Annotated in this window: 17 protein-coding genes; 5 read left to right on the forward strand and 12 right to left on the reverse strand. The window is 61.7% G+C overall.

What is annotated here, in order from left to right:
* Positions 1–118: 118 nt before the first annotated feature.
* The 3 genes from B9Z50_RS15250 to B9Z50_RS15260 all read right to left on the reverse strand — a co-directional run bounded on the left by B9Z50_RS15250 (position 119) and on the right by B9Z50_RS15260 (position 1,133).
* Positions 119–628 carry a Spy/CpxP family protein refolding chaperone gene (locus B9Z50_RS15250; protein WP_108365605.1) on the reverse strand — a complete coding sequence of 170 codons (510 nt, stop codon included), beginning with the start codon at positions 626–628 and terminating at the stop codon, positions 119–121.
* 86 nt (positions 629–714) lie between these two features.
* A complete protein-coding gene (locus B9Z50_RS15255) occupies positions 715–909 on the reverse strand; it encodes a DUF2892 domain-containing protein (RefSeq protein WP_108365606.1) in 195 nt (64 codons plus the stop codon).
* Positions 910–935: 26 nt separating this feature from the next.
* On the reverse strand, positions 936–1,133 hold the full coding sequence (locus B9Z50_RS15260) for a heavy-metal-associated domain-containing protein (RefSeq protein ID WP_108365607.1): 198 nt from the start codon (positions 1,131–1,133) through the stop codon (positions 936–938).
* Between the two features lie 76 nt (positions 1,134–1,209).
* On the opposite strand from B9Z50_RS15260, the gene B9Z50_RS15265 reads away from it, so the two are divergent.
* Entirely contained in the window at positions 1,210–3,417 is a 2,208-nt protein-coding gene (locus tag B9Z50_RS15265) for a cation-translocating P-type ATPase (protein WP_108365608.1), read from the forward strand.
* 13 nt (positions 3,418–3,430) lie between these two features.
* On the opposite strand, the gene B9Z50_RS15270 is transcribed toward B9Z50_RS15265, so the two are convergent.
* Both B9Z50_RS15270 and B9Z50_RS15275 read right to left on the reverse strand, forming a co-directional pair.
* Positions 3,431–4,555 (reverse strand): alkene reductase, encoded by a 1,125-nt coding sequence (locus B9Z50_RS15270; protein WP_108365609.1) that lies wholly within the window; start codon positions 4,553–4,555, stop codon positions 3,431–3,433.
* 7 nt (positions 4,556–4,562) lie between these two features.
* Positions 4,563–5,348: a class II aldolase/adducin family protein gene (locus B9Z50_RS15275; protein WP_108365610.1), complete on the reverse strand. Its 786-nt coding sequence runs from the start codon at positions 5,346–5,348 to the stop codon at positions 4,563–4,565.
* Between the two features lie 140 nt (positions 5,349–5,488).
* Here B9Z50_RS15275 and B9Z50_RS15280 point away from each other — a divergent pair, with 140 nt between their 5' ends.
* Complete coding sequence (locus B9Z50_RS15280) at positions 5,489–5,770, forward strand: BrnT family toxin (RefSeq protein WP_108365611.1); 282 nt, start codon at positions 5,489–5,491, stop codon at positions 5,768–5,770.
* 2 nt (positions 5,771–5,772) lie between these two features.
* Positions 5,773–6,006: a BrnA antitoxin family protein gene (locus B9Z50_RS15285; protein ID WP_108365612.1), complete on the forward strand. Its 234-nt coding sequence runs from the start codon at positions 5,773–5,775 to the stop codon at positions 6,004–6,006.
* 3 nt (positions 6,007–6,009) lie between these two features.
* Here B9Z50_RS15285 and B9Z50_RS15290 read toward each other — a convergent pair whose 3' ends face one another.
* Together B9Z50_RS15290 and B9Z50_RS15295 are read right to left on the reverse strand one after the other, a co-directional pair.
* Complete coding sequence (locus B9Z50_RS15290) at positions 6,010–6,282, reverse strand: YkgJ family cysteine cluster protein (RefSeq protein WP_108365613.1); 273 nt, start codon at positions 6,280–6,282, stop codon at positions 6,010–6,012.
* A 19-nt stretch (positions 6,283–6,301) separates the two neighbouring features.
* Positions 6,302–7,546 (reverse strand): murein transglycosylase A, encoded by a 1,245-nt coding sequence (locus B9Z50_RS15295; RefSeq protein WP_108365614.1) that lies wholly within the window; start codon positions 7,544–7,546, stop codon positions 6,302–6,304.
* Between B9Z50_RS15295 and B9Z50_RS17505 the strand changes: the two genes are divergently transcribed.
* Positions 7,479–7,694 (forward strand): hypothetical protein, encoded by a 216-nt coding sequence (locus tag B9Z50_RS17505; protein WP_146183228.1) that lies wholly within the window; start codon positions 7,479–7,481, stop codon positions 7,692–7,694. The two genes, B9Z50_RS15295 and B9Z50_RS17505, sit on opposite strands and share 68 nt — an antisense overlap.
* 5 nt (positions 7,695–7,699) lie before the next feature.
* Here B9Z50_RS17505 and B9Z50_RS15300 read toward each other — a convergent pair whose 3' ends face one another.
* The 4 genes from B9Z50_RS15300 to B9Z50_RS15315 are packed head-to-tail and all read right to left on the reverse strand — an operon-like array spanning position 7,700 to position 15,278.
* The gene (locus tag B9Z50_RS15300) at positions 7,700–8,317 is read right to left on the reverse strand and encodes a C40 family peptidase (RefSeq protein ID WP_108365615.1); all 618 of its coding nucleotides are present in this window, start codon (positions 8,315–8,317) and stop codon (positions 7,700–7,702) included.
* Positions 8,314–8,967, reverse strand: a complete 654-nt coding sequence (locus B9Z50_RS15305; protein ID WP_108365616.1) for a response regulator transcription factor — start codon at positions 8,965–8,967, stop codon at positions 8,314–8,316. Before B9Z50_RS15305 ends, B9Z50_RS15300 begins: the two co-directional genes overlap by 4 nt.
* Positions 8,964–11,054 carry a sensor histidine kinase gene (locus B9Z50_RS15310; protein ID WP_108365617.1) on the reverse strand — a complete coding sequence of 697 codons (2,091 nt, stop codon included), beginning with the start codon at positions 11,052–11,054 and terminating at the stop codon, positions 8,964–8,966. The genes B9Z50_RS15305 and B9Z50_RS15310 overlap by 4 nt, the downstream gene beginning before the upstream one ends.
* Before the next feature lie 48 nt (positions 11,055–11,102).
* Positions 11,103–15,278, reverse strand: coding sequence for a YhdP family protein (locus tag B9Z50_RS15315; protein ID WP_233249901.1), 4,176 nt, complete (start codon positions 15,276–15,278; stop codon positions 11,103–11,105).
* Between the two features lie 31 nt (positions 15,279–15,309).
* Between B9Z50_RS15315 and glnE the strand changes: the two genes are divergently transcribed.
* Positions 15,310–18,090 (forward strand): bifunctional [glutamate--ammonia ligase]-adenylyl-L-tyrosine phosphorylase/[glutamate--ammonia-ligase] adenylyltransferase, encoded by a 2,781-nt coding sequence (gene glnE, locus B9Z50_RS15320; RefSeq protein WP_233249902.1) that lies wholly within the window; start codon positions 15,310–15,312, stop codon positions 18,088–18,090.
* Here the strand turns inward: glnE and B9Z50_RS15325 are convergent.
* Positions 18,087–20,690 (reverse strand): TonB-dependent receptor, encoded by a 2,604-nt coding sequence (locus B9Z50_RS15325; protein WP_108365619.1) that lies wholly within the window; start codon positions 20,688–20,690, stop codon positions 18,087–18,089. The genes glnE and B9Z50_RS15325 overlap by 4 nt on opposite strands.
* Positions 20,691–20,882: the final 192 nt, after the last annotated feature.

Consider the following 20,882-nt stretch of genomic DNA (forward strand, 5'->3'; position numbering starts at 1 on the left):
AGCTTACCCACCGGGCGAATTGAGAATTTGACCTGCATCAAATGGCAAAAGGCTGCCAAGCAGCCTTTTGGATTCAAACCAAGCATTCGAAACTTGGTTGTGTGGTGATGGTCTTGAATCAATGCTTGCCGTGACCGCCTTGGTGCTTCGTGGCGTGCATGCCAGAGCCTTTCATCATGCGGGCCGTTTCTTGGTCAAAAACCTGTTTTTGGTCAGCGCTAAGCGTGGCGTAAAAAGCTTTCGTTGCATCGCTGCGTTGTTGCATGTGTGCATCGCGTTGGGCTTTCATGGCTTGCATCATGTCCAAGCGTTCAGGGGTGGTCATTTTTTCCATGCTGGCACGTTCGGGCCGCGCCATGCGAGTAGGGTGCTGCATGGCCTGGGTGAATGTGTTCCACGCAGGTTCTTGAGCCGCTTGCAAGTTCAGTTTGGACTTGAGTTCGGCCAAACGTTGTGTGTGGCCCTCGCCCTTGTGCTCACTTTTATGCTCACTCTTGTGCTCGCGCATTTTTTCCATGCAGCCAGCACGGGTGTTGTCAGCAGACGATGTGGTGTTTTGGGCCAAGGCCAAACCGGTCAAACCGGCAATCAGAGCTGTGGCGATCAAAGTGGTGCGAATCGATTTCATGGAAACATCCTTGGGTTGATGGGATGCCTGCAGTGTGATCCGCCCATGTATCCGGGCTGTGCCCAGATGGTGCTGATTTGTAAAGATCAGGTATTTTTATTCTTGCAGGTGTTGATGCCCAACAAGCTGTAAGGCGGGCACCAGCCCACCAAGCCTGTGGCCAAAGGCACCAGACCCAGCCAACCCCAAACGCCCACGGTGCCTGTGGCGGCCAGTGCGATCAGAACAAGACCACCCACAATGCGGATGATGCGTTCGATGTTGCCAATATTTTTGGTCATGTGAAACTTCCAGTTGGTTAAAAAACTCAATCGCTGACGCGGTAACCTTCATCGGCAATGGCTTGGGCCAATACTTCGCGGCTTTTTTCTGAATCCACTTGCACGGTGTTGTGTGTGCGGTCGATCACAACCTTGGCCTGTGCATCCAAGGACAATAAAGCTTTGGTGACTGCTTTTTCGCAGTGGCCACACGTCATGCCCTCTACTGTGAAAATTTGGTTCATGATGCATTCTCTCCAATGAACTGAAATCGACCCCTTAGGGGCTGGTCTGAGCATAGACCATCCAGGACGTCATGTCATGACAAAGATCAAGATTGAACCCCCCATCACCTACGACATCGGCATCGGCGGCATGACCTGTGCTTCGTGTGTGGCGCGGGTTGAAAAAGCCCTGAAAAAAATGCCCGGTGTGCTCAGCGCCACGATCAACCTGGCCACCGAATCGGCTCGCATCGAAGTGGCCACCCATGACATAACCGACGCACGCTTACGCCGCGCGGTGCGCGACGCCGGGTACGAGCCCCGCACACCCGAAGCACAAGCCGATGCCGGCCGTGAATCACCCTGGGCGGGCTTCATGCCGGTGGGTATGGGCCTGTTGCTCACCACGCCCTTGGTCTTGCCCATGTTGGCCGAGCTGTGGGGCCAGCACTGGATGCTGCCCGCTTGGGTTCAATTTGCGCTGGCCACGCCTGTGCAGTTCGTGTTGGGCGCACGTTTTTACAAAGCCGGTTGGCACGCTATGAAGGCGCTCACAGGCAACATGGATTTGCTGGTCTCCTTGGGTACTACCGCAGGTTGGGTTTTATCGGTTTGGTTGTGGATCACCGCGCACGAAGGGCATGCGCCGAATCTGTATTTTGAAGGCTCGGCCGTGGTCATCACCTTGGTGATGCTGGGCAAATGGCTGGAAACGCGTGCCAAGCGCCAAACCACCGAGGCGATTCGTGCATTGCACGCCTTGCGCCCAGACAAAGCCCACTGGTTGGGCGACGACGGCGAAGTGGATGTGCCTGTGGACGAAATCCTAGTGGGCGACCGGATCGTGGTGCGGCCCGGCGAGCGTTTTCCGCTGGACGGCGAATTGGTCGAAGGCCAAACCCAGGTGGACGAATCCATGCTGACGGGCGAGCCCTTGCCCGTGGCCAAGGCATTGGGTGCGGCTTTAACGGGTGGCTCCATCAATGGCGAAGGGCGAGTGCTCATGTGCGTGACGGCCGTGGGCCATGAAACCGTGCTCTCGCACATCATCCGATTGGTCGAAGACGCACAAGCGGCCAAAGCGCCGATTCAGCGGCTGGTGGACAAAGTGGCCGAAGTGTTTGTGCCCGTGGTGCTGCTGATTGCCCTGCTCACCTTGGGTGCGTGGATGGCGGTGGGCGCAGATTTTGAAACGGCGCTCATCCACGCGGTGGCTGTGCTCGTCATTGCCTGCCCTTGCGCCCTGGGCCTGGCCACGCCCGTGGCCATCATGGCGGGCACGGGTGTGGCGGCCAAACACGGCATCTTGATCAAAGACGTGCAGGCGCTGGAATTGGCGCACCGTGTGCAAACCGTGGCCTTTGACAAAACCGGCACGCTCACCGTGGGCCAACCGCGCTTGCTGGCCCAAGTGCCCGCGCCCGGGCACGATGCAACAACGGCGTTGGCCTTGGCCGCACGCGTGCAAAGCGGCAGTGAACACCCCTTGGCGCGTGCGGTGGTCAGCGCCGCACAACAGCAGGGCCTGACTGGCCCCACCGCACAAGACCTGCAGGCCGTGCCCGGCAAGGGCGTGTTGGCCAGGGTGGACGACAGGCAACTGATGCTGGGCAGCTTGCGTTGGCTGCAAGAAGAAGGTTTGGACATCGGCATGTGGCAGCCAGACATCGACGCTTTGCAGGCGCAAGGCGCGAGCTTATCGGCCTTGGCCGAGCGCACCGATGCTGGTTTGCAAGCCCTGCTACTCATGGGTTTTGGCGACGAGCCCAAACTGGGCGCTGCACAAGCATTGACCGCGCTGCGCGATCGTGGCCTGAAACTGGTGATGATTTCAGGTGACAACCAAGCCGCCGCCGAAGCCATGGCGCGCCGCTTGGGCTTGCGCCCCGAAGCAGGAGAAGTGCTGGCCAATGTGCTGCCTGGCGACAAATCAGCGCAGGTCCAGAAACTGCGCGCAGGTGGGCAGGTGGTCGCCATGGTGGGCGATGGGGTGAACGACGCACCTGCCTTGGCTGCCGCCGATGTGGGCATGGCCATGGGCAACGGCACCGATGTGGCCATGCACGCTGCGGGCATCACCCTCATGCGGGGCGAAGTCGCCTTGGTGGGCGCGGCGCTCGACATCTCCGCACGCACGGTGGCCAAGATCCGGCAAAACCTGTTTTGGGCCTTTGCCTACAACGTGGCCGGCATCCCTTTGGCCGCGCTGGGCTACCTCAACCCCATGATGGCGGGCGCGGCCATGGCGCTCAGCTCGGTCAGTGTCATGGCCAATGCCTTGTTGCTCAAGCGTTGGAAACCCTGAACGCTAGCCTGCTTCAAGCTTGCGTCAAGAAGGGGTAGTCGGTGTACCCCGCATCGCCACCGCCGTAAAAAGTGGCGCGGTCGGGCGTGTTGAAGGGGCCGCCTTGGCGCAGGCGTGCGCCCAGGTCGGGGTTGGCAATGAAGGGGCGGCCGAAGGCGATCAGGTCTGCACCGCTGGCCAGAGACTGATCGGCCAAGCTCAGGTCGTAGCCGTTGTTCAGCATCCATGCGCCGCGCCCGCCCGCTTGGGTGTAGGCCTGGCGCAAAGCGGCGTAGTCAAACGGCAACTCGCCTTGCTGGTGGTCGCGTGCCGCGCCCGTCGAGCCTTCAATCACATGCAAGAAGGCCAAGTCCATCGGTGCCAACAAACGCGCCACATGCTCAAACAGCGGCTGGGGCTGGTCGTCGCTCACCCCGTTGGCGGGTGTGACGGGCGACAGGCGGATGCCCGTGAGCGGGCCACCAATCTCGGCCACGATGCCTTGCATCACCTCTTGCAAAAAGCGGGCGCGGTTCTCGATCGAGCCGCCATACGCATCGCTGCGGTGGTTGCTGCTGCTGCGCAAAAACTGGTCGATCAGGTAGCCATTGGCCGCGTGCACCTCCACGCCGTCAAACCCGGCGGCGATGGCGTTGCCCGCTGCGCGGCGGTAATCCTGCACGATGCTTGGCAGCTCGGCAGCGTCGAGCGCACGCGGCGAAGACACAGGCACAAACTTGGCTTGGCCGTCCACCAGCAGCACGGTTTTGGTTTGGGCCGTTATGGCCGATGGCGCCACAGGCGCAGCGCCATCGGGCTGCAAGCTGGTGTGCGACACGCGACCCACGTGCCAAAGCTGCATCACGATCTTGCCGCCTTCGGCGTGCACCCCATCGGTGACCTGCTTCCATGAAGAGACTTGGCTTGCGCTCCAAATGCCGGGCACATCGGCGTAGCCCTGGCCTTGGTGGCTGATGGCCGTGGCCTCGGTGACGATCAGGCCAGCCCCCGTGACCGGGTTGGCGCGTTGGCGGTAATAGGTGGCCATGCGGGCGTTGGCCAGCGAGCCGGGTGCACGGTTGCGCGTGAGCGGGGCCATCACGATGCGTGAGGCCAAAGCGATGCTGCCGACCTGGCAGGGTTCAAACAAAGAGCGCATGGGGTCCTCAATGGGTGTAATCGGGGCTTTCGCGCTGCAGCTTGCGCAGCAGTGAAGGCCAAACAAACGCGCCGCCCAAACCACCGGTTTGCACCCGCATGGCATGCGCCACGCCGGTCAAAATTTGCGGGTCCACTGCCGTAAGGTCTTTGGGCCCAGCTTGGCCGGCCAGCGCATCCACTTGAATGCGGCAGGTGTTCTCAAAGGTGTACATCGACAAAAACGCGTCGGCAATGGTTTTGCCCACCGTGAGCAAGCCGTGGTTGCGCAGCATCAGGAAATTGGCCGAGCCCAAGTCGGCCTGCAGGCGAAGCTTTTCTTCGTCGTGAATGGCCACACCCTCGTAGCCATGGTAGGCCAGCGAAGCCAGCACAAACGTGCTTTGCTGGCTGATGGGCAGCACGCCGTGCGCCTGCGCGCTCACGGCCACCCCGGCGCGGGTGTGGGTGTGCAGCACGCAGCCGGCATCGGGCCGCGCCTCGTGCACCGCGCTGTGGATCACAAAGCCCGCCGGGTTGACCGGAAAGGGGCTGTCTTGCAGCTTGTTGCACTGCATGTCCACCTTCACCAGGCTCGACGCGGTGATTTCGTCAAACATCAGGCCGTAAGGGTTGATCAAAAACTGATGGTCCTGACCCGCCACCGACTCGGGCAGCTTGGCGCTGATGTGGGTGAACACCAGATCGCTCCAGCCGTACAGCGCCACCAACCGGTAACACGCGGCCAAGTCCAGCCGCAGCTGCCATTCATCGGGGTGAACGTTGTCTTTTAAGGAAGGAATCTCAAATGCCATGGCTGTGCTCCGCAGATCAGCAAAAGGGATTCAGCTTAGCGGCAAGCGGGGTGGGGGGATGACTTGTTGGTGACTGAATCCCCTTTGAGTCATGGACAAGACCAACTTGACGCGGAATAAACATTAAATACAATGTACGTATGATTAAGTTCGAATGGGACGAACCCAAAGCCGTTGCAAATCTTAAAAAGCATCAGGTGTCTTTTGAGGAAGCAAAAACGATTTTTTTCGATGAATTCGGCGTGCAATTTTTTGATGAAGAACACTCATCCGACGAAGAGCGTTTCTTGATGCTGGGGATGAGCACAGGCGCAAAGCTTCTCATCGTCTGTCATTGCGAACGGGCGCATGGTGCAGTCATTCGCATCATCTCAGCACGCAAGGCGACCAAGCGCGAAAGCGCGTTTTATCGAGGTGGATAAGCATGAAAAAAGAGTACGACCTTTCCAAATTAAAGTCTCGCAGGAACCCCTACGCGTCTAAGTTGAAGAAGCCTGTGACCATGCGCCTTTCGGAGGATGTGGTGGACTATTTCAAGGGCATGGCCGATGAATCCGGCGTTCCCTATCAGAGCCTGATCAATTTGTACCTGCGAGATTGCCTTGCCAACAGTCGAAAAGTACAAATCAACTGGCCAAATGCATCAACAGCGGCCTGATCTTCACCCCGGCCGCGTCATCTCCTCCAACCGCATCAGCCAAGCCCGGGCGTGCACCCCACCATCTTCTACAGCCCCACACATCTCCACCGATGCCTGCAGTTGCCCGCACACCGCAGGCCGTTCTGGTTGACCAAAAATTTTGCAGCGCAGCTGTTCGTCAAGTTGCACGCAGGGCACGCCTGCGGGTTTGCCGCTGGGCATGCCGGGGATGGGCGAGGAGATGGAGGGTGCGGTGCAGCAAGCGGCGCAGCCGGGGCGGCAGGTCAAAGTCATCCGGTTTTGGGCATCCGGTTCAGCGTGGCCACAGGGCCCACATTTGCAGGGGCTGCTTGAGGCGTCCGGCCAGTTCGCCCGCTGCCGGGCCGGAGCCTGCGTAATAGTCGGCCCGCACGGCGCCCACGATGGCGCTGCCGGTGTCTTGGGCCAGAACCAGGCGGTCCAAATTGGTTTGGGGTCCGGTGGACTTCATCCACACCGGGGTACCGTAGGGGATGCTGCGGCGGTCTACTGCGATGGATCGCTCGGCTGTGAGCGGCACACCTTGTGCGCCTTTGGGGCCGGGAGGTGTGGTACCTACAGGCAGTGCTTCTTCGCGGAAAAACACCACACGCGGGTTTTGCCACAGCAGCTCGTTCACCCGCGAGGGGTTGCGGTCAATCCAAGCTTTGATGCCAGGCCAGCTCGCGTCGGTGATGAGGCGGCGGTCCAGCAGCCAGCGGCCAATGCTTTTGTAGGGCTGGTCGTTGGTGGCGGCGTAGGCCATGCGCACCCAGCGCTGGCGGCCGTCGGGCTCGGTCACGTTCACCAGGCCCGAGCCCTGGATGTGCAGCACCATGGCGTCCACCGGGTCGGCCAAATACAGCAGTTCTTTGCCGCGCAGGGCGGCGCGGGCGGCCGAGACCGTTTCCATTTCTTGGCGGCTGAACCAGGGTTTGCGCTGGGCCAGTTGGGCGGGCGGCGCGTACAGCGGCACTTGGAACGCGCCTTGTGCCCTGCGCGAGCCGGTCAGGGCCGGTTCGTAATAACCGGTCAGCAGGCCTTCGCTGCGTTGGTCCAGCGCCTCGACGCGGTAGGGCTGGAGTTTTTCGCGCATCCAGCGGCGCTGCACTTCGGCGCTGGCGTTGGCCAGTTGGGCCACTTCGGGGCACAGCGCCCGCCAGTCGAGGGCCGGGCGTTGGCAGCTTTGCAGCCAGGCGGGCCAGGCTTCGTTGACGGCGTCGCGGTCCATGCCGGGCAGCTCGGCCCAGCGCACGGGCACCCAGCGGCTTTGTTCGCGCACCAGGGTGGGTGGCAGCGGCCGGGTGTCTTCTCTGGGCAAGATGTCTGTGATGTCGGGCCGGGGCGATGGGCTTGAGGTGGGCAGGTCTTGCACCACGGGCGCGACCGAGCAGGCGGCCAGCATGCCTACAATCGCGGCCATCAAGAAGCCGACCCGCAACGGGCGGCGGGTCAAGAAACGGGGTTTTTGCATGGGTCTGATTTTGCTGGAAGCGTTGCTGGCCTTGTTCATTTTCATCGTGATTGTCTGGTGGACCATGTTTTCCGGCCGCAGCAAAGGTGAATTGCGCCAGGCCCAGCCGCCGTCTGATCAGCCCTCGAACGAGGCCAGCGGGCAGGTGCCGGGCCATGCCGTGAGCGAAGCTGCCCCAACAACATCACCAACTTCCGACGAAACACGCCGCTGAGGGGTTCAGTCGAGCAAGGTGTGTGCGCCTTCAAAGCGTTGGGCGTAATAGCGGTTGCTGAGCGCGTCGATGCGCACCCCGGTGCGGGGGTTGCTGGCGTGCACAAAGCGGCCGTCACCCACGTACACGCCCACATGTGAGTGGCGTGCGCCCAAGGTGTTGAAGAACACCAGATCGCCCGGCAGCAAGTCGGCCGCGTCGATGGGGCGCGACATGCGGCCCAGGTCGGCGGCTGAGCCCTGCACCCGCAAGCCCCCTCCTTCGCGCAGCACATGGGTCACCAGGCCCGAGCAGTCAAAGCCCGTGGCTGGGCCGCGCCCGCCCCAAGCGTAGGGCGTGTCGAGCAAGGACAGCGCCGCCATGGCCACGTCGTTGCGCACGCTGTTGTAAGGGCCTGAAGGCCGAGGGCGTGATGCTGCAGGGTTGGTGTGCACAGAGCTTGCGGGCACACCACTTGTGGGCGCAGGGCGCCTGACCTGGGGCGATGAGCAGCCTGCCAGCAAGACGGCAGCGCCCAGTCCCAGGCCACTGAGCAGCCAGCTGCGGCGTTGCGCGCCAGTCGCCGTGGGCGCTGGCTTGGGCGTGGTCAGCGTTGGGCGCCAAGAAGTTCCTGCGTCGTTCATGCCAGTTGCCGCATCAGGTTGGCCAGCTCGACGGCTGACTTCACTTCCATCTTGTCGAACACCCGGGCGCGGTGCACCTCGACCGTGCGCACGCTGATGTCGAGTTGGTCGGCGATGAGTTTGTTGGGCAGGCCCTCCACCACCAAGCGCATCACGTCGCGTTCGCGCTCGGTCAGCTCCAGCAGGCGCGATTGCAGGCGCTGCTGGGTTTGCCGGGCCAGCAAGCGCTCTTGTGAGAGGGCCAAGGCCTGCTCCACCCGGTCGACCAGAGCGTTGTCCGAAAAAGGCTTTTCGCAAAAATCAAAGGCCCCGCGTTTAACGCTGTCCACCGCGGTGGGCACATCGGCGTGGCCGGTCAAAAAAATCACGGGCCAGGCCTGGGCCATGTCCTTGGCCAGCAGTTGCTCGAACAGGGCCAGGCCACTCATGCCAGGCATGCGCACGTCCAGCAAGATGCAGCCCGATTGCTGCAGCCGGGCTGGGTCTGGCTGCCAAGCCGCACCATTGTGGGTGCCTTGGCCTTGCAGCATGGCCAAAAAAGCTTCGGCGCTGTCAAAAGACTCGCTGAGCAAGCGCCGCGTGCGCAGCAACCAGGCCATGCCCTCGCGCACGCTGGCGTCGTCATCCACAATGAAAACGGTGGGCGTCATGCGGTGATCTTATCCAAAAGCACGGCGGGCAAGGTGAAGCGGAAAACCGTGCCCCGGGGGTCCAGGGGTTCAAAATTGAGATGCCCGCCGTGCTGCTCGACCACGGTGCGGCACAGGCTCAGGCCCAGGCCCATGCCTTCGGCCTTGGTCGTGAAAAAGGGGGTGAACAGCTGGCTGGCCACGTCTTCCCCAATGCCTACGCCCACATCGCTGACTGAAAACTCCACCCAGCCGTGTTCGGCATTCAATGTGGCGTTGTGGCCAGCGCGCCTCGCCTGCAACACCAGCACCCGCTCGGTGCTGCCGGGTTGGTCCATGGCTTGCATGCCGTTGCGCGCCAGGTTCAACAGCACTTGCTCGACCATGGTGCGGTCGCACAGGACTTGGGGCAGTTTGGGCTCGATGCGGGTGTGCACCTTGACCTGCAGCTTGCGCGCTTGCAGGTTGACCAGCGGGGCAATGGCGTCGAGCAAGGCCTGGGGTGCCACGGCTTCGCGCGCCTGGTCGCGGCGGCGCACAAAGTCGTGCACGCTGTTGATGACCTTGCCCGCCCGCCCGGCTTGCTCGGCAATGCGGCGCAGGGCCATGTGCACATCGTCCAGGGTTTGCGGCACGGCAGCCGGGTCTTTGAGCAGGTTGAGTGAGCCATTGGCATAACTGGCGATGGCGGCCAGTGGTTGGTTCAGCTCGTGGCTGAGCAAGGAGGCCATCTCGCCCACGGTGGCCAGTCGGGCTGTCGCCTGCAGGCGCTCTTGGCTGGCCCGCGAGAGTTCTTCGATGCGTCGCTGCTCGCTGATGTCGATCACCGCGCCCATCCAGCCGGTTTGTTGCCCTTGGACGCTGATCAGCGGCGCTTCGATGATGAGCACTTCAAACCGCGTGCCATCGGCGCGCATGAAGACCGATTCGAAGCCTTCGCGCGGTGGCGCGTTGCCGGCCAGCCGGATAGCCTGGCGCTGCTTGTATTCGTCCACCATTTCCGGGGGCCAATAGGGCATGGGTGCCAGCTTGCCGGTGAGCTGTTCGGCGGTCAGCCCCACCATTTCGCAAAAGGCCGGGTTCACATAGGTGATGCGCCCTTCCAGGTCGCGTGCACGCAGGCCGGTCACCAGCGAGTCTTCCATGGCCTTGCGAAAGGCCAGGGCCTCGGCCAGGTCGTTTTCAGCTTTCAGGCGACGGCGCGAGTCTTTGGCCAGCAAGACCATCACCGTGACCAGCGCGATCGACATGGCGGTGACCAGCGCCGTGAGCACGTTGGGGAACAGGTCGGGCTCGCCCCGGCGACCGTCCATGCGCAAGACCAGGGTGTTGCCCGGCAAGTCCACCAGCTGCTGGGCGGTGAACACGCGCAAGCCCCGGCTTTGGGTGCCCGCAATGGCCAGCCGCGTGCCGTCGGGTTCGGTGAATGAAATTTCGTTGCGCCGGCCGTAACCCACGCTCAAGCGTTCGCTGATGAGCTCCTGCAGCCCATAGGTCACCACCGTGAAGCCGATCAGCACACCGCCTTGGGTGTTGGGCAAGCACATGTCCATGACTTCCATGCCCAAGCCGTCGGTTTGTGGCAGAAAGTAAGAGCGCGAATAACTCGCGCCACTGCTGCGCTGTGCTCGCAGGCAGGTTTGCTGAGCTTCGCTCAGGGTTTCGGAGCGGGGCACCCGTTCAAACACCGGACTGCGCAGGGCCGAGTCAGCCGACCGCTTCAGGTTCAGTGCGGTGTCGCGCCACTCGATGCGCAGCATTTCGCGGTTTTCGCGCAACAACGCTTGCGCTTCCAGGCTCCAAAAGGCTTCGGAGGGGTGGCTCGATTGCAGGCCTTGCAGGGCTTGCACATGGCGCGTGAGTTGGGTGCGCAGGTCACTGACCGCATTGGCGGTGTCGCGCTCGAGCTCGGCCTGCAGCTGGCTGGCTTCGTAACGACCGGCCAGCCACACCAGGGTCACCAGCACCGCCATGACCAGCGCAATCAAGGCGCTCCAGAGGCTGCGGCGCCCTCGACCTCCGGGCAAGGCGTCTTCTACCGCTTGCCACCAGGCCAAGCTGCGTGCTTTGAATGTGGGGATCAGGCGCTGCAGCGCTTGGCTTGTCATGCCCGCATTGTCCTGCACCCATGGGTCCGTTGCTGGATGCCGGGGGGATCAGTTCGGGGGGGTGGGCGCAGGGAGCGTGCTTGGGCGCGTTTCCACGCGGGTGACTTGCGGATGGGCCCAGCTGCCGTCCACCAAAAACGTTTGGGCTGAGGCGCGTGACAAGGGGTTTTGGAGGAGCCATTGGGCCAAGAAAGCGGTCAAGCCCACTGCGGGGTTGACTGTCAGACCTGCGACCAAAGAGGTGGTGCCCGTGTCCACGGCGGGCAGGATCTGCACACGAAGTTGCTGAGTCTCTTGGGCGATGTCGGCCGAGCCTTCCAACTGGACCATCGCATTGACACCCTTGATTTGCAAGTTGCGGGTGGTGGCCATGCCGTGCAGGATGGTCACGTCGCCTTGTACCGAGTCAAATGCAAAGCCCTGTGCAAAGACATCCCTGAAATCGAGCAGCAGGCGCCGGGGCAAGGCCTGCAGGCTCAACACGCCCAGCAGTTTGGCCACCCCGGGGTCGGCCTTGAGAAACTGGCCGCGGCCCATGCGCACATCCAGGTGGCCGTTCATGCTGGGGTAATGCAAGCCCAGCGGCGAACCCTGCCAACTGACCATGCCTTCGAGCTGGCCTGCGCCGCCGCGCAAGGCTTCGGGCGTGCCCAGCCGGCTCAATAAGGCCCCAGCATCTCGCACGTCCAGCACAAAGCGCATCTCGCTCTTGCGCAGGGGGCTGCCTTCGCGGGCCGCGAGCCAGCGACCTGTGCTGCGCAATGTGCCTTCGGGGACTTCGATGTTGAATTTATTCAGTTGCCACTCGCGTGCCGCCGGGGTTTGGGTGAGGTTCTTGTCGGTGTTGATGGCTTCGATTTCGATGCGCCCAAGTTGTTTACCGCGCAGCTCCAGCGCCTCCACCACGATGTCCAAAGCGGGCAGGCTGACGGGGGGCGCTTCGAGCAGACTTTCAACGGCGCGTGCGCTGGCGGGCGGTAAATTCAGGCGGCTCAGACGAGCAAACAATTTGCCAGCTTGGTCGGTTTGGCCGGGCATGGCTTGCTCAAAGAGGACGTGGCCGCTGAGCTCGGCTGCGTCGATGTTGACCCGCCAGCGCCCCGCCTCATGCGTGCCACCCGCTTGCACTTGGTGCAGCTGGCGATCCATAGCGATCAGGCTGTTGGCTTTGAGGCTCAACCGCGTGGGCAGGTAGGCTTGCCAAGCTGCGGGCTGCTGCGGCGCACCGGGTGTGGACGCAGGAGTGGGCTCAGGTGCTGGTTTGGGCAGCAAGGCCAGCCAGTCGTCCACCACCAAGCGGTCCACAGCCACGCTGGCCGTGACACCGGTATCGGGCAGTGTGGGCAGGTTGTCGGGCAGCACGCCCAAACCCAGACGCCCGCGCAGCACGCGGGGTGTGTCAGCGCTCAAATCGCGCACGTACATCAGCCGCATGGAGTCGCCCAAAGCGAGCGCGATTTCGTCTTGTGGCCCCGTGGCGGTGCGTTTCGTGCGGATCTGCAGGGTCAGGGGTTTTTCGGCGGAGGTGGGTTTGCCCAAAGGGGTTGGCAGCTGCAAGCCCAGGCCAGCCAGGCGGCTGTTCACCGTGAGTTCGGGCAGGCCTTGGTACCAGGCCAAGCGAGCGGTGTACTCGGTGGTGCCGCTGGCGTGCTGGGCCAGCTGGTTCAGCGGGGCCACATCGTGTGCCGCTTGCAGGCCTGCTGCGCTCACGCGGCCTTGGGCCGTGAAGGCCATTGGGGCGGTTGTTGGAGCAGGCGTGCCGGCGACCGGGTCGGGTGTCTGCATGCCGCCGTCGATCAGGGTGGGCCCCCCCAACAACGTGGCTTGCAGTTGGCGTACGTTAAAACCGCGCTCGTGGAATTGCAGCGAGCCGTGCAGCTTGTTGAGCCAAGGCGTGCCGGGCAGCATGCGAAGGTCATTGCCATCGAATTGCACGCTGCCTTGCACACGTGTGCGGGCCAGGTCCAGCAGTGGGAGTTGCAAGGCAAAGCGGGTAAGCAGCGGGCCGCTGGCTTGGGCGGGTTGCAGCGCGCCAGAGAGCATCGCGTTCAGTGGTGACTGCCGCACCACGCCCAGCACCAGGGGGGCATCGGCCAGGCTTTGTGCCTGCACACGCAGCACCGGTTCGTGCGCCATGTCGGCGATGTCCACCGAGGCGGCTTTCAACTCGATGGCCTGTGCACCCTCGCCCACCCGGGCGCTGGCCTCGCGCAGTTGCATGCCCAATCGGTCAAAAACCAGCTGACCTTGCAGCGCGCGCAGGCGCGGCCAAGGCAATTTTCCTGGGCTCATCAGGGAGGGGGGCACCATGTCGAATTCGGCGTTTTTCAATTGCCCGGAAAACAAGAATGTGCCGTCTTCCGGCCGGGCAAAGGGCAGTTTGTCCAGTTCCCCCTGGATGTGGACCTGCACATTCTCATAACGGCCCTGCACCAACGCATCGCGCAAGTAGTGGCGCACATTGGTTGGCAAATTCAGCGGCAGGTAACGGTGTGCGGCTGCGGCTTGCGCGCGTTGAATGCGCCCTTTCAGACTCAGTATGCCGGGGCCTTGGCCATGAGGAGAGGGGCGCCAATCGCCCTGCCATTGGCCTTGCAAATCGGCGTTGGCCAGACTCAGCGACCAGTGGGGCACATGCCAGTGAGTGCCGTTGCCCGCGTCGCGTGCCCAGCGCACGCTCGCCTGCATCTGTTGCAAGGGCACTTGCGCTGGCTCTAAAACACCGGGCAGCCACAGGGCGCTGCCTGCGCCGGTTTGCACATCCAGTCGGCCGCCGCTGGCGTTCAGATCCAGCGTCAACTGGCCGCCGCGCAGGCCGGGCACGTCGGCGCCGGGCAGCGTGCCCCAGGCGGCAACGGCCTGGGATCCGGGCTGCCAGCTCAGGCCCTCCACCGTGGCCCGCGCTTGTTGGATGTCAGGTTGCGTCCAGTCGCCTTGCCAGCGCAAGTCCAAGGAGGTGACCCGGCCTGACACGTCTCTCGCCTGCAATGCGGCGTGCAGACGAGGCGTCAGCCCCGTCCCTGATGGCAATCGCAGTACCAAGGCTTGCAAGGCCTGCAAGTCCAACTGTGCCGCTTGCAGTTGGCCCTTGGCGGGGCGTGCGCCTTGGGCGTGTGTGTAATCCAGCGACAACTGCCCGCCAGGCCAGCGTACGCCTTGTTCGCTCACGACGACCAGATCTTGGGTCTGGGCCACAAAGCCTTCGGCATGTAACTGCAGCCCCAATCGGCCGGTCAGGCTTTGCAAGGCCAATGGAGGTTGCTGCGGCCTGAACCCGGCGTGCAGGTTTTTCAGGTCCACATCGGCCAGACCGCCGCGCCATTGGCCTTGCTGCAAGTCGGCCCACAGGTGCAAGCGTCCTTGACCTTGTAGCCATCCGCTTTCAGGCGGCAAGCTGCCAGGCGACAACAGACCTTGGGCCGACCAGGGGGCCATGTTCAGTTGCGGAAAATGGGCAAAAGCTTGGCCCGACCAATCGAACAGCCGTCCTGGGTGCAGGGACAGCAGGCTGCGCTTGAACTGGCCCATCAGCACAAAGCGCTCGCCCCAGTGGGGCGGCGGTGTGGCGTCCAGGCGCACAGCGTGTTGCCGAGCCGAGTTGCGTAGCACCAGGTCCACATCGCGCAGGGTCAAGGGCTCTGGGTTGGCGTTTGGTTTGCCGGGCACAGCGTTCAAGTCGTGGTTGGGCCCATGCCAGTGCACTTGTGCGCCCCGCACCACCACTTCGCGCTGGCGCAGCAGCCAGTCGGCGGCGGGCGAGTCTTCGCTGGTGCTGGCACGCCAATCGAGCCCGGCGATCTGCCAACGGCCATCGGCCAACAAGCGCAGCGTCAGCTCGGGCGCATCCAGTACCAGTTGGTCCAGCTGCCCCAGCATGGCTGAGCGCAGGCTGAGCGCCACCAGCACTTTGGGCAGCTGCAGCGCGGGGCGCCCTTGCGCGTCCTGCAGTTCGATGTCGCGCAGCTCAAAAGAAGGCACCCAGCCCGTGCTTTGGGCCGATATGCCGCCGATGCGCACCGGTACACCCAGCGATTGGCGGGCCAGGCTTTCCAGCGCAGGGCGAAATTCGCCGATTCGCGGCACAATCCAAAAATGCAAGGTTGCCCAGGCCAGACCCAACACCAGCCCGGCGACCAACATGCCCCATAAGACAAACCGAACAACCCGCGCCAGCCAAGGGCGCAGTGGGGCTTTGGATGAGGGCCAGGTGGGTGAAGACGACACAAACGTATGAATTAGAAAGTCAGCAGGAATTATGACCCGCAGCCAGTCCAAGGATGACCGTTCTGACCTTGTCTCTCCAATTGTTTTGGCCCCCGGCGCACCCGACACCTTGGATCTGCCCCATGGTTTGCCCTCGTATTCGCGCTTTGTTCAGCGCTTGCACCGTCGCTACGCCGATGAGTTGCCACTCTTGCCGCCCGGCCCCCCAACCCGCGACAGCCTGAACGCAGCCTATGCCGCCTTGCAAGCCAAGGAACTGGACACCAGCGCTGCCTTGCGCGTGCTGCGTCAGCTGACACTTGAGCGGTTGGCTCAACTCGACTGCAGCCGTCAAGCCGACTTGGTGGTGGTCACGCACGGCATGACTTGGCTGGCCGAAGTCACGCTTGACATCGCTTGGCAGCAAGTGGTGGCCGATTTGGATGGCCTGCACGGCGCGCCCACCAAGGCCAGCGGCGAGCGGGCCGAGATGTGGATCATCGGCATGGGCAAGCTGGGTGCTCGCGAGCTGAACGTGTCGAGCGACATCGACCTGATTTATGTCTACGACGAAGACGGCCAGACTCTGGGCAACAGCGAAGGCCGCAACAAGGTCTCGTGCCAGGAGTACTTCACCCGCGCCGTCAAGCGCATGTATGCCCTGATCGGCGACACCACCGAGCACGGCTTTGTGTTCCGGGTGGACTTGGCCTTGCGCCCCAACGGCAACTCCGGCCCCAGCGTGGTCTCGCTCGATGCACTTGAAGAGTATTTGTTGGTGCAAGGCCGCGAGTGGGAGCGCTTTGCGTGGATGAAAAGCCGCGTGGTCGCCCCCCGCAGTGCGGTGGTCAACGGTTCGGCCCAAGCGCTGCGGGCCGTGGTGCTGCCCTTTGTGTTTCGCCGCTACCTCGACTACAACGTGTTCGAGTCGCTGCGCACCTTGCACCAGCAAATTCGCGATCACGCGGCCAAGCGCAGCGCAGGCCACCCTGAACGCGCCAACGATGTGAAGTTGTCGCGTGGCGGCATCCGCGAGATCGAGTTCACGGTGCAGCTGTTACAGGTGGTGCGCGGCGGGCAGTTTCCCGAGTTGCGCACCCGCTCCACGCTGGACGCCTTACAGCGCGTGGCCAAGGCCGGGCTCATGCCGCAGGCCACGGCCGACGCGCTGGGCGCGGCTTATGTGTTTTTGCGCCAAGTCGAGCACCGCATCCAGTATCTGGACGACCAGCAAACCCATGTGCTGCCCACCCGAGATGACGATCTGGCCTGGATGGCTCAGACCCTGGGACACGCCAATGCCTGCGCCTTCTTGAGTGAACTGGACGCGCACCGCGAGGTGGTGGCACAAGAGTTTGACACCTTGCTCGGCGGCGACCGTGAATGCAAAACCTGCAACGGCAAGAACGGTAAAACCAACCGTGAGCATGCCGATCTGGACGCTGTGCTGAGTGACTTCAGTGGCTCGGTGCGCGAGCGACTGGCGCAGTGGGCGGACAACCCGCGGGTGCAGTCCCTGCGCGACGATGCCCGGGGCCGCTTGATGCGCCTGCTGCAGCGCACCGCCCAGTGGCTGGACGCTGGGCGCGTGAGCGAAGTCGCCGTGCTGCGCATGGTCGATTGGATTGAGCCTCTGCTGCGCCGCGAAAGCTATCTGGCCCTCATGCTTGAGCGTCCCTCGGTTCACGAACGCTTGCTGCGCTTGTTGGGTGCCGCCAAGTGGCCTGCGCGTTATTTGCTGCAACACCCGGGCGTGATTGACGAGCTGGCTGGCGGCAACCTGTTTGACAGCCGTTTTGATGCCGCCGAGTTTGAAGGCGAGTTGCAGGCACGCCTGGTGGCCCTGCAGCGCACAGGCGAAGACGATGAAGAAAGCCTGATGAACCTGCTGCGCCGCGCCCACCACGCCGAGCAGTTCCGCACGCTCGCGCGTGATGTGGAAGGCGTGCTCACGGTGGAGCAAGTGGCCGATGACCTGAGCGCCTTGGCCGATGCCGTGCTGCGTGTGACGGCCCGCTGGTGCTGGGACCGCCTGAAAAACCGCCACCGCGAAGAACCGGCCATTGCCATCGTTGGCTACGGCAAGCTCGGCGGTAAGGAGCTGGGTTATGGCAGCGATCTGGACATCGTGTTTGTCTACGAAGACGAGGACGAACGGGCACAGGAAATCTACGCCGCCTATGTGCGCAAACTCATCAACTGGATGACGGTGAAAACTGCGGAAGGCGATTTGTACGAAATCGACACGGCGCTGCGTCCCAATGGCAATTCGGGCCTGCTGGTCACCCGCTTTGAGGCCTATGCCGATTACCAGCAGCAGCGCGGCAGCAACACCGCCTGGACCTGGGAGCACCAGGCCATGACCCGTGCCCGTTTTGTCATGGGCTGGCCCAGTTTGGCGCCCCGATTTGACGCTGTGCGCCACGCCGTCATCTGCGCCCCTCGCGATGCGGCCAGCCTGAAAGCTGAAATCGTGGCCATGCGCGAACGCGTGCGACAAGGCCACCCCGTCAAGGCGGACCACTTTGATGTGAAACACAGCCCCGGCGGCATGGTGGACGCCGAGTTTGCGGTGCAGTATCTGGTGCTGCTGCACACCGCCGCGCATCCTGAACTGGCCGACAACGTGGGCAACATCGCCTTGCTCATTCGCGCCGAAGTGGTCGGCTTGCTACCCATGGGCATGGGCCAAGCAGCGGCCAATGCTTACCGCGAAATGCGCAAGGTGCAGCACCGCGCACGCTTGAACGAAGAACCCACCGATGTGCCCTTGGCCACCTTGGCGCCAGAGCGGGATGCGGTGCTCGCGCTGTGGCGCTTTGTGATGGTTTAAAACTTGTATTCGGCCTTGAGCTTGAGGGTGCGGCCGTAGTAGTTGGCGTAGCGGGTGTCCACGCCATTGAAGACGCCCGTGGAGTCCAGCCGCAGCGGTGGGGTTTTGTCGGTCAGGTTGGCCATGTGAGCGCTCAATGTCCATTGGCGTTGGGGTTGCCAGCGGGCGCCCAAATCAATTGTCCAAAACGAAGGAACATGCCGCTCAATGTCGGTGTACTCGCCCGTCACCAGATTCAGAAGACTTGCAGTTTCCTGGTTGCCAGACCGGTAATTCACGGTGCTGACGACGCTCCAATTCGATTGCTCCAGCCCCAAGGACATCATGAATTGATGCTTTGGCGTGACGGTGTAAGTGTTTGTATTGAATTGCCCCAAGTTAGATTGGTAATCGCCTTGGGGCGCAGATTGTGATTTGGACGCCAGGTTCCAAGTGCCCTTGAGGGTCAAGCGCAAGCGGCCAAAGTCGGTGGGGTGTCGCCATTGGGCGTCGTAATCAATGCCTTGATAAAAAGCGCGGCCAAGGTTTTTGTTCAGTGATTTGAGGTAGCCGTCAGGACCCTCGACCAAATATTGCGCACGGAGCACGGGGTCGCTGAGGATGGAGTCAGCTGCCATGATTCCAAAGGTGTCTTTGAGTTGCAATTGCCACAAATCAGCGCCTAAGGTCCAGGTGGGATGGGGCTCCCATCGCATGCCCACGCTGGACTGGATCGAACGCTCGGGTTTCAAATCGGGGTTGCCGTAGTAGTTCACGGGAATATAACTGCCACTGATCGGGTCAAGCGTATAGCTCAGACTTGTGGTGAGCGGCAACATTTGGGCCAAGGTCGGCGCCCTGAAACCGGTGCCGACCGATGCCCGCAGCATGAAATCCGAATCAGGTCGCCACCGCCAGCCCAGTTTCCCCGTTTGTACTTGCCCAAAATCAGAGTACCGGTCTTGACGAAGTGAGGCGGTCAGTTCACTGCGTGTGCTCACAGGGATTTGGAGCTCTCCATAAAGTGCGGTGTTGCTGCGATCCGCTTTGAAGTCTGGCCGAGCTGTCGTGTTGATCAGTGGATTGACGAAATTGTTGATGCTTTCATGGCGCCAGCTCAAGCCAAGACCCAAGGCAATGGGGCCATGGTCGGTATGGGTCAATTCTTTAGAGGCCAGCAAGTCCAGTGCGTTCAAGTGGGTGTTGGCGTCATCCAGTAACAAATTTTCTTTTTGAAGATAAGGGCTGAACTTGGCCCAGGTGGAAGCAGAAAGCTGGCGGTAATCTTGTGCCAACTCTTCAAGGGTCAAACCTGATTTTTGAATGGCTCGCCGTTGTGCTGATCGAATAATCCCACCGGTGTATTCACGAACGACACGGTGCTCACCACTGGACAGTGATGCCACGACATCCCAGTCTTCAATTTGCCCCCGCAAGCCCAAGGTGGCTTGGTATGACTTGTTGGTGTAGGCCTGAGTGATGGGGCCCAAGGGCTGAGAGGTGAACAAGGCATAGCTGCCATCATCGAGTGGGATCCCCAGGTCATACGAGTCTTTGGAGACGAAAGATTGAACATGTTCGCCCAGCAGCAGTTGGCCAAAGGCACGCCAGTTGCTGTCAAGTTGCACTTCACCACTGGCAAAAACTTGTTTTTTATCCAGGCCGGGGTAAAGCGACAACGCGGTTTGTGCATTGCGATAGCACTCCACATATTGTCCATTGGACAGTCCGTACCACTGATCGGGGCATCGGCCTGTTTGGTTCAGAACAGGGTGGGAGTTGATGCCTCCAAGCGACTGTATGCTCGCCGGCCAGCCGTGCAAAGTGAGGTTGTAACCCAGTGACCAAAGCTTTTGACCGTTCACATCCAAGGCATAAGCAGCCTCTTTGGATGCGGTGCGATCGCCTGCATAAAGTGGTTTTTGCTTTTCCAGGGAAAGGTGCACTTGCACATTGAAACCGTCAATTTCAGTTTTGCCTTTTCCCCAAGACAAGTTCATTTGCTCGCCAACGGCTTTGCCGCCTGCTGGACGGGTCAGTTGGGTGCTGATGGTCGCGCCTTGAACGGTGGATTTGGTGATGATGTTGACCACGCCAGCCATGGCGTCTGAACCGTACCGTGTCGATGCGCCATCGGTGAGCATTTCAATGCGCTCGATGGCTGACAAAGGCAGGATGTTGAGATCGACATAGGCGCGTTCTCCGCCAATGGTGTTGTTGCCGTAATACGGCAGACGCCTGCCGTTGAGCAAAACCAGGGTGCCGCTCGCATAGCCATGTATGGCGGCAGATTGTGGACCACCACTGGTCGCGAGCGTACCGTTTTCCGCGAAGTTGTTCATCACGGGCAGTTGTTGCAACAATTCGGCCAAGTTGGTGCTGCCGCTGCGTTCTATCTCGCGTCGGGTGATGACTTGAACGGGCAAGGCTTCTTTGGCTTCTTTCGCCAAAATCGCCGACCCCGTGATCTCTACTTTTTCAAATTGCCGGTATTCCAGTGGCGCGTCCTTGACTTCGACGGCGGGGTATTTTTGCTCGGGGACAGAGCTGTTGGCCATGGCTGGCACGGCTGCCAAGGCCAGGCATGTGGCTGCGAAGCTCCAGTGAATGAACTTGTTCATGGTGTTCTTCCTGACCCGTCATGCGCTTGCGCTTTCAGCGCTTTATGCATTTAAGTGGATAAATTTGTATTCACAAATTAGATCACAAATCATTGTTTATGTTTCTCAAAGTGTTCTTCTTTAATTCATGATTCGCTAAGCCCCGTGTGTGCGTCAGCCATCTAATGGTTCAGTAAACTCAGGGGCAATCTC

This window comes from Limnohabitans sp. Bal53 (assembly GCF_003063355.1).
In the GTDB taxonomy this organism is placed as follows: Bacteria; Pseudomonadota; Gammaproteobacteria; order Burkholderiales; family Burkholderiaceae_C; genus Limnohabitans_A.